General features: G+C 70.5%; 3 protein-coding genes (2 of these 3 only partly in view). All 3 read left to right on the top strand.

Going from position 1 to position 14,201, the window contains the following annotated elements; all coding sequences use genetic code 11:
* Tightly spaced (each overlapping or abutting the next), the 3 genes in view from P2Q00_RS06285 to P2Q00_RS06275 form a layout consistent with a single transcriptional unit that may run on beyond the window.
* Positions 1–5,009 carry the 3' portion of a non-ribosomal peptide synthetase gene (locus tag P2Q00_RS06285; protein ID WP_275770359.1) on the top strand. 4,648 nt of this gene lie to the left of the window's left edge, so 5,009 of the gene's 9,657 nt are visible here — the last part of the coding sequence; its start codon lies beyond the left edge, outside the window; its stop codon occupies positions 5,007–5,009.
* Positions 5,009–7,336, top strand: coding sequence for a non-ribosomal peptide synthetase (locus P2Q00_RS06280; RefSeq protein ID WP_275770358.1), 2,328 nt, complete (start codon positions 5,009–5,011; stop codon positions 7,334–7,336). The genes P2Q00_RS06285 and P2Q00_RS06280 overlap by 1 nt, the downstream gene beginning before the upstream one ends.
* On the top strand, positions 7,333–14,201 hold the beginning of the coding sequence (locus P2Q00_RS06275; protein ID WP_275770356.1) for a non-ribosomal peptide synthase/polyketide synthase. It continues 13,045 nt past the right edge of the window; only the first 6,869 of its 19,914 coding nucleotides appear in the window; it begins with the start codon at positions 7,333–7,335; its stop codon lies beyond the right edge, outside the window. Before P2Q00_RS06280 ends, P2Q00_RS06275 begins: the two co-directional genes overlap by 4 nt.

Below are 14,201 nucleotides of genomic sequence, written 5' to 3'. Positions count from 1 at the left end.
CAGCCGAGCTGCCGATGGGGACATTGCATGGGTTGTTCGAGGTACAGGTGGCGCGGACCCCGGATGCCGTGGCGGTGGAGTGTGCCGGGGTGGAGCTGACGTATGCGCAGCTCGATGTGCGGGCGAATCGGCTGGCGCATCGCCTGATGGCTGCGGGTGTGGGTGTGGAGTCGGTGGTGGGGGTGTGTCTGGAGCGTTCGGTGGATTTGGTGGTGGCGCTCCTCGCCGTGCTCAAGGCGGGTGGGGCGTATGTGCCGTTGGATCCGGAGTTGCCGGTGGAGCGGCTGGCGGTGATGGTCGCGGATGCCGGGGTCGTGTGCGCGGTCACGGCGGCGGGGCTGGCCAGTGTGCTGCCGGACGGCCTGGTGCAGGTGTGGGTGGATGAGCCGGAGCTGGAGGACTTGCCGGGGATGTCGCCAGGAGTGGAGGTGTCGGTGGAGTCTCCGGCATACCTCATCTTCACCTCCGGGTCGACGGGCCGGCCGAAGGGTGTGGTGACGTCGCATGCCGGAATCGTGAACCGGTTGGGCTGGGGGCAGCAGCGGTTCGGGTTGGCGGTCGGTGAGCGGGTGTTGCACAAGACACCGTTCGGCTTCGACGTGTCGGTGTGGGAGTTGTTCTGGCCGTTGGTGCAGGGCGCGACATTGGTGGTGGCGCGGCCGGGCGGGCATCGGGATCCGGAGTATCTGGCGGAGTTGATCCGGTCACGGGAGGTATCGACGGTGCACTTTGTGCCCTCGATGCTGGAGGCGTTCGTGGCGGAGCCGACTGCGGCGCGGTGTGGGTCGTTGCGGCGGGTGGTGTGTTCGGGCGAAGCACTGGGCCTTGCAGTGCAGGAGCGGTTCTTCGAGGTCTTCGGTCCGGAAGTCGAACTGCACAACCTGTACGGGCCCACGGAGGCCTCCATCGAGGTCACCGGGTGGCGGTGCGTGCCGGGTCAGCCGGGTGGGGTGGTGCCGATCGGTGCGCCGGTGGCCAACACCCGGGTGTACGTCCTCGACGCGCGTCTGCGTCCGGTGCCGGTGGGTGTGGCGGGTGAGCTGTATCTGGCCGGGGTGCAGTTGGCGCGGGGATATGTGGGCCGTCCGGGGTTGACGTCTGAGCGTTTTGTGGCGTCGCCGTTCGAGGTGGGTGGGCGGCTGTATCGCACGGGGGATGTGGCCCGGTGGAGCGCGGCCGGGCAGGTGGAGTATCTGGGGCGGGTGGACGACCAGGTGAAGATCCGGGGGTTCCGGATCGAGCCGGGCGAGGTACAGACCGTGATCGCCGCTCATCCGCAGGTCGGGCAGGCGGCGGTGGTGGTGCGGGAGGACAGCCCGGGCGAGATGTCCTTGGTCGCCTATGTGGTACCGGAGACCGGAGCAGCGGTGCTGGAGGCTGCGGTGCGGCGGTTCGCCGCGGGGCGGTTGCCGGAGTACATGGTGCCGTCGGCGGTGGTGGTGCTGGATGAGCTGCCGGTGACCGTGAACGGGAAGCTCGACCGCAAGGCCTTGCCCGCCCCCCACCTCATCACCGCCGGTCCCGGCCGTGAACCGGCCACGGTGCAGGAGGAGTTGCTCTGCGGAGCCTTCGCCCATGTCCTGGGCGTGGAGGCCTTCGGCGTGGACGACGACTTCTTCTCCCTCGGCGGGCACTCCCTCCTCGCGATGCGGCTGGTCAGCCGTATCCGCACCGTCCTGGGGGTGGAGCTGCCGCTGCGGACGCTGTTCGAGGCGTCGACGCCGGCGGAGTTGGCCCTGCGGCTGACGGAGGCGGGTGGGGCGCGGTCGGCGTTGGTGGTGCGGGAGCGGCCGGAGCGGGTGCCGTTGTCGTATGCGCAGCAACGGCTGTGGTTCGTCGGGCAGTTGGAGGGTCCCAGCGCGACGTACAACAGCTCGATCGTCATGGGTCTCACCGGCGGCGTCGACCGGCCGGCGTTGCGTGCGGCCCTTCGGGATGTGCTGGGCCGGCATGAGGTGCTGCGCACCCTGATCGCGCTGGACGACGGAGAGCCGTACCAGCAGATCGTCGAACTCGGTGAGCTGACATGGCAGATGGAGGTGGTCGAGCTCGCTGGGAGCGAACTGGCGGGTGCAGTCGCCGCGGCGACCGCATGCACCTTCGACCTGGCGACCGAAGTGCCCGTCAAGACGTGGCTGTTCACCACCGGTCCCGAAGAGCATGTGTTGGTGCTGGTGGTGCATCACATCGCCTGGGACGGCTGGTCGGGCGGCCCGTTGGCGCGGGATCTGTCGGTGGCATACGCGGCCCGTAGGACCGGCCATACGCCGGAGTGGGATGCGTTGGCGGTGCAGTACGCGGACTATGCGTTGTGGCAGCGGGAGTTGCTGGGGGATGGGGACGATCCGGGCAGTGTGTTGGCCGGGCAGGTGGGGTATTGGCGGGGGGCGTTGGCGGGGGCGCCGGAGGAGTTGGTGTTGCCGTTTGACCGGCCGCGTCCGGCGGTGGCCGGTCATCGGGGTGTGGGGGTGCCGTTGGAGGTGTCGGCCGGGTTGCATCGGCGGCTGGTGGAGGTGGCGCGGGAGCAGGGCGTCACGTTGTACATGGTGTTGCAGGCGGCGTTGGCGGTGTTGCTGTCACGGCTGGGCGCGGGTACCGACATCCCGATCGGAGTGTCCACGGCGGGGCGGACCGATGAGGCGCTGGACGATCTCGTCGGGTTCTTCATCAACACTCTCGTGATTCGGACCGACCTGTCAGGCGATCCGACCTTCGGAGAGGTGCTGGAACGGGTACGGGAGACGAACCTGGCCGCCTTCGCGCATCAGGACGTGCCGTTCGAGCGACTGGTGGAGGAACTCGCCCCGGCCCGCTCACTCGCGCGCAACCCCCTGCACCAGGTGCTGCTCATCATGCAGAACCCGGGCGGCAGTTCGCTGGACCTACAGGGCGTGCAGGCGGGCGGCGTGCCTGACGGCCTTGCTGAGCGGCAGGTTGCGGCCAAGTTCGATCTCGATGTGTTCATCGGGGAGGTGTTCGACAAGGAAGGTCGTGGGGCCGGGCTGCGTGGGGAGTTGATCGGTGCGGCGGATCTCTTCGATGCCGGGTCGGTGGAGCGGATGGCTGCGGGCTGGGTGCGGGTCCTTGAGGCGCTAGCCGGCGATCCCGATGTGCCGCTTCAGGGCGTTGATGTCATGAGTGACATCGAGCGGTGGCGGGTGGTGGGGGAGTGGAATGACACGGCTGTCGAGCTGCCGGTGGGGACATTGCATGGGTTGTTCGAGGCGCAGGTGGCGCGGACCCCGGATGCGGTGGCGGTGGAGTGTGCCGGGGACGAGCTGACGTATGCGCAGCTCGATGTCCGTGCGAATCGGCTGGCGCGTCGTCTGATGGCTGTGGGTGTGGGTGTGGGTGTGGGTGTGGAGTCGGTGGTGGGGGTGTGTCTGGAGCGTTCGGTGGATTTGGTGGTGGCGCTGCTGGGGGTGCTCAAGGCGGGTGGGGCGTATGTGCCGTTGGATCCGGAGTTGCCGGTGGAGCGGGTGGCGGTGATGGTCGCGGATGCGGGGGCGGTGTGTGCGGTTACGGCGAGTGGGATGGCCGGTGTGCTGCCGGAGGGTCTGGTGCGGGTGTTTGTGGATGATCCGGGGCTGGTGGACGTGCCGGGTGTGTCGCCGGGGGTGGTGGTGGATGCGGGGTCTGCGGCGTATGTGATGTTCACGTCGGGGTCGACGGGGCGGCCGAAGGGTGTGGTGACGTCGCATGCGGGGATTGTGAACCGGTTGGGGTGGATGCAGGAGCGGTTCGGGTTGGCGGCGGGTGAGCGGGTGTTGCACAAGACGCCGTTCGGTTTCGATGTGTCGGTGTGGGAGTTGTTCTGGCCGTTGGTGCGGGGCGCGACGATGGTGGTGGCGCGGCCGGGTGGGCATCGGGATCCGGAGTATCTGGCGGAGTTGATCCGGTCGCGGGAGGTGTCGACGGTGCATTTTGTGCCGTCGATGTTGGAGGTGTTTGTGGCGGAGCCGGCGGCGGGGGGCTGCGGGAGTCTGCGGCGGGTGGTGTGTTCGGGTGAGGCGCTGGGCCTTGCGGTGCAGGAGCGGTTCTTCGGGGTGTTCGGTCCGGGGACGGAGCTGCACAACCTGTACGGGCCGACGGAGGCGTCGGTGGATGTGACGGGGTGGCGGTGTGTGCCCGGCCAGGACAGCGGGCCGGTGCCGATCGGTGTGCCGGTGGCCAACACCCGGGTGTATGTGCTGGATGCGCGTCTGATGCCGGTGCCGGTGGGTGTGGCCGGTGAGCTGTATCTGGCCGGGGTGCAGCTGGCGCGGGGTTATGCGGGCCGTCCGGGGCTGACCGCGGAGCGGTTTGTGGCGTCGCCGTTCGGGGTGGGCGAGCGGCTGTATCGCACCGGGGATGTGGCGCGGTGGAGTGCGGTCGGGCAGGTGGAGTATCTGGGGCGTGCGGATGACCAGGTGAAGATCCGGGGCTTCCGGATCGAGCCGGGCGAGGTGCAGGCAGTCATCGCCACGCATCCGCAGGTCGCGCGGGCCGCGGTCATCGTCCGCGAGGACAGTCCGGGCGAGATGTCCCTGGTCGCCTACGTCGTGCCGCAGCCGGGGGCCGGTGCGGGCACCGGGGCGGGCGAGGACGTGCGGCGGTTCGCGGCCGCCGGGCTGCCGGAGTACATGGTCCCGTCGGCGGTCGTGGTGCTGGATGAGCTGCCGGTGACCGCCAACGGCAAGCTCGACCGCAAAGCCCTCCCCGCCCCCGACCCCACCGCCGGAGCGGCTCCCGCCGGCCGGGAACCGGCCACGGTGCAGGAGGAGTTGCTCTGCGGTGCCTTCGCCCACGTCCTGGGTGTGGAGAGCGTGGGAGTGGATGACGACTTCTTCCGCCTCGGCGGCCACTCCCTCCTCGCGATGCGGCTGGTCAGCCGTATCCGCACCGTCCTGGGCGTCGAACTCCCGCTGCAGACCGTGTACATCACCCCGACACCTGCCGCGCTCGCCGAGCAGGTCGACAGCCAAGCACCCGCCAGGCCCTCGTTGCGGCCGATGCGCAGGGAGTCCTGATGACCCCGTCTTCTGCCGCTTCTGCCGCGCAGCAGCGCCTGTGGTCCTTACGACTGTCGGGCGCGGTGGACCCCGGTGTGCTGGATGAGGCGTTGCGGGATGTGCTGGGCAGACACGTCGATCTGGGTGAGCGCTCCTGGGTGTTGCAGGTCGAGCAGGTGGGCGAGGACGAGCTGGCCGGTGCGATCGGGCGGGCGTCTGGATACGCGTTCGATCTGACCTCCGAGGCGCCCGTGCGGGCCTGGCTCTTCACAACCGGACTCAAGGAGCACGTGCTGATCCTGGTGGTGCATCACACCGTCTGGGACGGCTGGTCGACGGACCTCCTGGCGCAGGAGGTCCCGGCCGCGTACGGAGCCCGATGCACGGGCCCGGACCTGGGCTGGACCGCTCTGCCGCTGGACCATGCGCTGTGGGAGCGACAGCTGCCGGGCCACCCACCGGACTCCGCGCACATCGGGCAACCGGGCGGCCGGCACGAAACGGCGGTGGATGTCGCCCCGGTCTCGGTGGCGGGGTTGTTCGAGGCGCAGGTGGCGCGGACCCCGGATGCGGTCGCGGTGGTGTGTGGGGACGAGGAGGTGTCGTATGCGCAGCTCGACGGCCGGGCGAATCGGTTGGCGCACTTCCTGATCGGGCGGGGTGTGCGGGCAGAGTCGGTGGTGGGGCTGTGTCTGCCGCGCGGGGTGGAGATGGTCGTGGCGATGCTGGGGGTGTGGAAAGCGGGGGCGGCGTATCTGCCGATCGATTCCGAGTATCCGGCGGAGCGGGTCGCGTTCATGCTGGCCGACAGCCGGGCGGCGGTGCTGGTGGGGACGAAGGAACTGCTGGACGAGTTGCCGGTGGGGCGGCTGGTGACGGTCGAGGTCGACGCGTCGGCGACGCGTGCGGCGCTGGCCGTGTTGCCTCAGACGCCGCCGGTGGTCGTGACGGCTGCGGAGCAACTGGCGTACGTCATCTACACATCGGGTTCGACCGGCCGGCCCAAGGGCGTGGCCGTGACCCACCGCGGACTGGCCAACTACGTGACGTGGGCCGTAGGCGCGTACGGCATGGAGTCCGGGGGCGGCGGGGCGCCCCTGCACTCCTCGCCGGCCTTCGACCTGACGGTGACGAGTGTGCTGGTGCCGCTCGTCTCGGGATCCGCAGTGGCGGTCAGCCCGGACGGAGGTGCCGAGGGGCTGGCGGGCCTGATCCGTCGGCATGGGGAATTCGGGCTGGCGAAGGTGGTGCCGGGGCACCTGCCCCTGCTCGACGAGATGCTCTCGGACGGACAGGCGGCAGCGGCGGCACGTCGACTGATCGTGGGCGGCGAGGCGTTGGCGGGATCCGTGGTGAGCGGTTGGCTGCGCCGTGCGCCGGACTGCGTGGTGGTCAACGAGTACGGGCCGACGGAGACCGTGGTCGGATGCTCCGTGTTCGAGGTCAGAGCCGGTGATCCGGTGGACGACGCGGTGCCGATCGGGCGGCCGGTCGCCAACACCCGCCTCTACGTACTCGACGAGCGGCTGCGTCCGGTTCTGCCAGGGGCCCATGGCGAGCTGTACATAGCCGGGGCGCAGTTGGCACGCGGGTACGTGGGCCGCGCCGGCCTGACCGCCGAACGCTTCGTCTCGTGCCCCTTCGAGGCGGGGCAGCGCATGTACCGATCCGGGGACCGGGTGCGGATGCGGGCCGACGGACAGCTGGTGTTCGCGGGGCGGGCGGACGAGCAGGTGAAGATCCGGGGGTTCCGGGTCGAGCCGGGCGAGGTGCAGACGGTTGTCGCCGCGCACCCTGCCGTACGCCAGGCGGCCGTGATCGCCCGCGAGGACACCCCGGGCGACCGGCGCCTGGTCGCCTACGTCGTACCCGAAGCCGCGGAGGCCGACGGATCCGCGCAACTGGGCGGCCTTGTCCGGCAGTTCGCAGAGGAACGGCTGCCCGAGCACATGGTCCCCGCGTCGGTGATCGTGCTCGACGCACTGCCCCTGACCGTCAACGGCAAGCTCGACCGCGAGGCGCTGCCCGCCCCCGATCATGCGAAGACCGCAGGGGCGGGAAGGCCGCCCTCCGACGAGCGGGAGGAATTCCTCTGCGCCGCGTTTGCGCAGGTCCTCGGACTGCCGACGGTGAGCGTCGACGACGACTTCTTCGAACTCGGCGGGAACTCCCTGCTCGCCCATCGGGTCACCAATCGGGTGCGCAGGAGGTTCGGCGTGGAGATGCCGGTCAAGGCGCTGTTCGAGGCGCCCACGGTCGCGCGGCTCGCCCGGCAGGTCGCCCATCAGAAGTCCGCCCGCAGGCCCGCCCTTCGACCCATGCGCAAGCAGGAGGAGTCCCGATGATTCCGTTGTCGTACGCCCAGCAGCGCCTGTGGTTCATCACCCAGCTCGAGGGCCCGCACGCCATGTACAACCTTCCGCTGGCGCTGCGGTTGTCGGGGGACGTCGACCGGGCGGCACTGGCGGCGGCGCTGCGGGACGTCCTGGGCCGGCACGAGGTGCTGCGTACGGTCATCGGCGTGCAGGACGGCGAGCCGTACCAGCGGATCCTCGAACTCGCCGAGCTGAATTGGCAGTTGGAAGTCGTCGAGGTCGCGGAGCAGGAGCTGGCCGCGGCGGTCGGGAAGGCGTCCGGCTGCACCTTCGATCTCGCGGCCGAGGTACCGGTCAAGGCCTGGCTGTTCACGGCCGGTACCGACGAGAATGTTCTGGTACTGGTCGTGCATCACATCGCAAGTGACGGCTGGTCGACCGCACCGCTCGCGCGGGACATCTCCGTCGCCTATGCGGCCCGCCGGGAGGGACAGGAGCCGGGCTGGCAGCCACTGCCCGTGCAGTACGCCGACTACGCGCTGTGGCAGCGGGAGATGCTCGGCGACGAGCAGGACCCGAACAGCGTCATGTCACGCCAGGTCGCCTACTGGCGTGAGGCGCTGGCCGGCGCACCGGAGGAGCTGGAACTCCCCGTCGACCGCGCCTACCCCGCGGTCGCGAGCCATCGCGGGCACCGTGTGCCCCTGCAGCTGCCCGCCGACGTGCACAGGCGGCTCCTGGAACTGGCACGGGCGCACGACGTGACGCCGTTCGTCGTGCTGCAGGCCGGTCTGGCGGTCCTGCTGTCCCGCCTGGGAGCGGGCAGCGACATTCCCGTCGGGGTCGCGGTGGCGGGGCGTACCGACGAGGCGCTGGACGATCTGATCGGCTTCTTCGTCAACACCCTCGTGATACGCACCGACCTCTCCGGGAACCCCACCTTCGGGCGGGTCCTTGAGCGGGTGCACAAGTCGAGCCTGGCCGCCTTCGCGCATCAGGACGTGCCGTTCGAGCGGCTGGTGGAGGAGCTGGCTCCCACGCGTTCGCTGGCCCGGCACCCGCTGTTCCAGGTCATGCTGACCGTGCAGAACAACGCCCGGGCGGCCCTCGACCTGCCCGGTGCGCAGGTCAGGGGCATGTCGGGGAGCGCAGCCGACGGGCCGGCGGATGCGAAGTTCGATCTCGACCTGATGATGGGCGAGGTCTTCGATGCTCAGGGCCGCCCCGCCGGGGTGCGCGGCGAGCTGACCGGGTCGGCGGACCTGTTCGACCGGGCGTCCGTGGAGCGGATCGGCGGCCGGCTGGTGCGCGTACTGGAAACGCTGTGCTCCGGGCCGGATGTCCGGCTCGACGAAGTGGATGTGTTCGACCCGGGAGAGCGCCGGAAGGTGCTGGCGGAGTGGAACGACACTGCGACCGGAGACGCCGGGACGACGCTGCCCGGCCTCTTCGAGACCCGGGCTGTCCGCACCCCGGACGCCACAGCCCTCACCGACGGCGGGACCGAGCTCTCGTATGCGGACCTCGACGCGCGGGCGAACCGGCTGGCGCATCTGCTGCGCCGGTCGGGAGTGGGACCGGAGTGTGTGGTCGCGGTGCTCATGGAGCGTTCCGTCGACCTGGTGGTGGCGCTGCTGGGTGTGCTCAAGGCCGGAGGGGCCTTCCTGCCCGTCGATCCCGGCTATCCCGCCGACCGGATCGCCTTCATGCTCGAGGACTCGGAGGCCGTCTGCGCGGTGACCGTCTCCGGACCGGCCGACGTACTGCCCGAGGGTGTGTCCGCGGTGGTGCTGGACGACCCGGCGGTGGTGGCCGCGCTCGCGCAGGAGACAGCGACCTCTCCCGGTGTGGCGCTGCGTCCGGAGCATGTGGCGTACGTGATGTACACGTCGGGGTCGACGGGCCGGCCGAAGGGTGTGGCGGCCACCCACGGGGACGTGATGGGACTCGTCTCGGACCGCTGCTGGGCCCTGTCCCCCGAGTCCCGGGTGCTCTTTCACGCGCCGCACGTGTTCGATGCCTCGACCTATGAGATCTGGGGACCGCTGTGCGCGGGTGCCCGTGTGGTCGTGGCTCCGGAACGGGAGATGGACGCGGCAGGGCTGCGAGGGCTGATCGCCGCCTTCGGGCTGACGCATGTCCATGTGACCGCCGGGCTGCTGCGGGTGCTGGCCCAGGAGGACCCCGGCTGCTTCGAAGGCGTGCAGGAGGTCCTGACGGGCGGCGATCTCGTGCCCGCTGCGTCGGTGCGGCAGGTGCTGCACGCATGCCCTGATGTGACGGTACGTCACCTGTACGGTCCGACGGAGGTGACGCTCTGCGCGACCCAGCTGGAGACCCGGCAGGTCACCACGGATGTGCTGCCGATCGGGCGGCCGTTGGACAACACGCGGGTGTTCGTTCTGGACGATGCGCTGTCCCCGGTGCCGGTGGGTGTGGTGGGGGAGTTGTACATCGCCGGTGCGGGGTTGGCGCGAGGTTATGTGGGGCGGGCGGGACTGTCGGCGGAGCGGTTTGTGGCGTGTCCGTTTGCCGACGGTGAGCGGATGTACCGGACCGGGGACCGGGTGCGGTGGACGGCTGACGGGCGGTTGGTGTTCGCGGGGCGTGCGGATGAGCAGGTGAAGATCCGGGGGTTCCGGATCGAGCCCGGTGAGGTGGAGGCGGTGGTGGCGTCGCACCCGGGGGTGGAGCAGGCGCTGGTGGTGGCTCGGGAGGACGTGCCGGGGGACAGGCGGCTGGTGGCGTACGTGGTGGTGGGCGGCGGCAGGCCCGGCGGCGAAGTGGCCGGTGCGGTACGCGGGTTGGTGGGCGCACGGCTGCCGGAGTACATGGTGCCGTCGGCAGTGGTGGTGCTGGATGCGTTGCCGTTGACGGCGAACGGGAAGGTGGATCGGCGGGCGTTGCCGGTACCGGAGTACGGCGGTGGTGGGGTGGTCGGCCGGGGGCCGGCCACGGTGCGGGAGGAGCTGGTGTGCGGGGCGTTCGCGCAGGTGCTGGGGCTGGAGGGGGTCGGGGCTGACGAGGACTTCTTCCAGCTGGGTGGCCATTCGCTGTTGGCGGTGCGGTTGGTGAGCCGTATTCGCGCGGTGTTGGGAGTGGAGGTACCGCTGCGGCTGTTGTTCGAGGCGTCGACGCCGGCGGCCTTGGCGGGGCGGCTGACGGAGGCGGGTGGGGCGCGCTCGGCGTTGGTGGTGCGGGAGCGGCCGGAGCGGGTGCCGTTGTCGTATGCGCAGCAACGGCTGTGGTTCATAGGGCAGTTGGAGGGGCCCAGCGCGGTCTACAACCTGCCGGTGGCGTTGCGGTTGTCGGGAGACGTTGATCCTGTTGCGTTGAATGCGGCGCTGCATGATGTGCTGCATCGGCACGAGGTGCTGCGTACGGTGATCGGGGTGGCGGACGGCGAGCCGTACCAACAGATCATCGACGTCCAGGACCTGGCCTGGGACCTGCAGGTGGTCGAGGTCGCAGACGACGAGCTGCAGGCCGCGGTGACGGCGGCGTCCGGGCATGCCTTTGATCTCGCCGACGAAGTGCCCGTCAAGGCATGGCTGTTCACCGCCGGTCCCGAGGCGCACGTGCTGGTTCTGGTCGTGCATCACGTGGCGGGGGACGGCTGGTCGATGGGTCCCCTGGCCCGGGATGTCTCGGCCGCGTACGCCGCGCGTCGAGAGGGCCGTGAGCCGAACTGGGCTGCGCTGCCGGTGCAGTACGCGGATTATGCCTTGTGGCAGCGGGAGTTGCTGGGGGATGCGGGCAATCCTGCCAGTGTCATGGCGCAGCAAGTGGCGTACTGGCGGACGGCGTTGGACGGGGCGCCGGAGGAGCTGGCGTTGCCGTTCGACCGGCCGCGTCCTGCCGTGGCCAGTCATCGGGGGGTGGGGGTGCCGCTGGAGGTGCCGGCCGAGTTGCATCAACGGCTGGCGGAGGTGGCCCGTGAGCGCGGGGTGACGCTGTCGATGCTGTTGCAGGCGGCATTGGCGGTGCTGCTGTCGCGGCTCGGAGCGGGCAGTGACATCCCGATCGGTGGGGCGGTGGCGGGGCGCACCGATGAGGCGATGGACGAGCTGGTCGGGTTCTTCGTGAACACCGTCGTGGTACGCGCAGATCTGTCGGGCGATCCGACGTTCGGGCAGCTGCTGGCGCGGGTGCGGGAGACGGGCGTGGCGGCGCTGTCGCATCAGGACGTGCCGTTCGAGCGACTGGTGGAGGAACTGGCACCGGCCCGGTCACTGGCCCGCCACCCCCTCTTCCAGGTCATGCTGACCCTGCAGAACACCGACCGCGCCACCCTCGACCTCCCCGGAGCCCGCACCCGCAGTCACGCCAACGAGGCCACGAGCGGTGCGACGGTGGCCAGGTTCGACCTGGACCTGACGGTGGACGAGCAGTTCGACGTCCAGGGGCGTCCGGGAGGGCTCCGCGGCGCACTGATCGGTGCGGCGGACCTCTTCGACGCCGAGTCGGTGGAGCACATCGCCAAGCGCTGGACGCGCGTCCTCGAGACACTTGCCGCCGACCCGGACCTGCCCGTCAGCCGCTTCGACGTACTCGACGACGACGAGCGTCACCGAGCGCTGGTGGAGTGGAACGACACGGCGGCGGCGATCCCGGCCGACTCCGTTCCGCAGCTGATCGCCGCCCACGCCGCTCGCACCCCCGAGGCGACGGCCGTGATCTGCGACGGGACCGAGCTCTCGTACGGGATGTTGGTCGCGCAGGCGAATCGCCTGGCCCTTCTGCTGCGACAGTCGGGAGTGGGCCCGGAGTCCGTCGTGGCTCTGAGCCTGCCGCGCGGCGTGGACATGGTGACGGCGATCGTCGGCGTATGGATGGCCGGTGCCGCGTACGTGCCGGTGGATCCCGGGCTGCCGGCCGAGCGGGTCGCCTTCATGCTCGCGGACGCAGGCGCGGTGTGCGCCGTGACGAAGGCGGGATCCGACTCGCTTCCGGCCGACCTGCCGGTCGTCGCCCTGGACGATCCGGCGTCGGTCGCGCAGCCTGCGAGCCCCGTGTCGGTGAAGGAGGCCGCCGGGCAGCTGGCGTACGTCATCTACACCTCGGGGTCGACAGGCCGCCCGAAGGGAGTTGCCGTCAGCCACCGTTCCCTGGCCAATGCCGCAGCGGCGTTCCGGCCGGTCTTCGGGGCGGGCCCGGGCGTCGGAGTGCTGCAGTTCGCTTCGTTCAGCTTCGACGCGTCGGTGCTGGACGTGGCCGTGGCCTTGTCCGCGGGGGCGCGACTCGTGGTGGCGGGTGCGGCGGAGCGCGCCGAACCGGCGCTGCTGCGCGCGCTGGTCGAGTCGGCCGACGTACAGGTGGCGAGCGTGGTGCCCTCGCTGCTGGGCGTACTGACCCCGGCAGACCTGGCCGGCATACGCACCCTGGTGGTGGGCGCCGAGGCCATCAGCGCACAGGCGGCGGGGACCTGGGCTGCCGGGCGCCGACTGGTGAACACCTACGGGCCGACCGAAGCAACCGTCATGGTCGCGGCCGGCCAGGTGGAACCGCAAAGGGAAGGGCCGGTTCCGTTCGGTGCTCCGGTTGCCAACACACGGCTGTACGTCCTCGACGATGCGCTCTGCCCGGTGCCGGTGGGCGTGGTGGGCGAGTTGTACATCGCGGGTGCGGGGTTGGCGCGCGGGTATGCGGGGCGGGCCGGGTTGACGGCGGAGCGGTTTGTGGCTTGCCCGTTTGCCGGCGGTGAGCGGATGTATCGCACCGGGGACCGGGTGCGGTGGACGGCTGATGGGCAGCTGGTGTTCGCGGGGCGGGCGGACGCGCAGGTGAAGATCCGGGGGTTCCGGATCGAGCCGGGCGAGGTGCAGGCCGCTGTCGCGGCGTATCCGGCGCTTGCGCAGGCGGCGGTCGTGGTGCGTGAGGACACCCCGGGCGACAAACGCCTGGTCGCCTACGTCGTCCCCGAGGAAGGGGAGGTCGAGGAGGGCCTGTCGGCGCTGCTGCGTCAGTTCGTGGGCGAGCTGCTGCCCGAATACATGGTGCCGTCGGCGGTGGTGGTGCTGGACGCTCTCCCGCTGACCATCAACGGAAAGCTGGACCGCAAAGCCCTCCCGGCACCGGAGTACGCGGCCGGAGTGGGCCGGGAACCGTCAACACCCCGCGAAAGCCTGCTGTGCACGGCGTTCGCCGAAGTCCTGGGCCTGGACAGCGTCGGCATGGACGACGACTTCTTCGCGCTCGGCGGGCACTCCCTGCTCGCAGTACGCCTGGTGGAGCTGCTGCGCGGGCGCGGTGTTTCCCTGCCCGTGCGGGCTCTGTTCGAGACGCCGACGGTGGCGGGGCTGGCGGGTGCGGCGGGTGCGGAGCGGGTGGTGGTGCCGGAGAACCGTATCCCGGCGGGTACGGAGGTGATCACTCCGGAGATGCTGCCGCTGGTGGAGCTGGACGAGGACGAGATCGACACGGTCGTCGCAGCGGTCGAGGGCGGGGCGGGCAATGTCGCGGACATCTATCCGCTGGCGCCCCTGCAGGAGGGCATCCTCTTCCACCATCTGATGGCGGGGACGGGCGGCGATGACGCCTATGTCATGCCGGCGGTGCTGGAGTTGGACTCGCGTGCCCGGGTGGGCGGGTTTGCCGCTGCGTTGCAGCAGGTGGTGGACCGGCATGACATCTACCGCACGGCGGTGGTGTGGGAGGGGTTGCGGGAGCCGGTGCAGGTGGTGGCGCGTGCGGCGGTGCTGTCGGTGCGGGAGGTGGCGCTGGAGTCGGGACCGGATCCGGTACGGCAGTTGTTGCGGGCGGCCGGGGCGACGATGGACGTGACCCGGGCACCCCTGATGGACCTCCACATCGCCGCGCATCCGGAGGGCGACGGCCGCTGGTTGGTGCTGCTGCGGATGCATCACCTGGTGCAGGACCACACCGGGATGGATGT

It is taken from the genome of Streptomyces coacervatus, from assembly GCF_029223485.1.
GTDB lineage: Bacteria > Actinomycetota > Actinomycetes > Streptomycetales > Streptomycetaceae > Streptomyces > Streptomyces coacervatus.
Note: the sequence above shows the minus strand (reverse complement) of the source record. Positions and strands in the feature narration are given on the sequence as shown.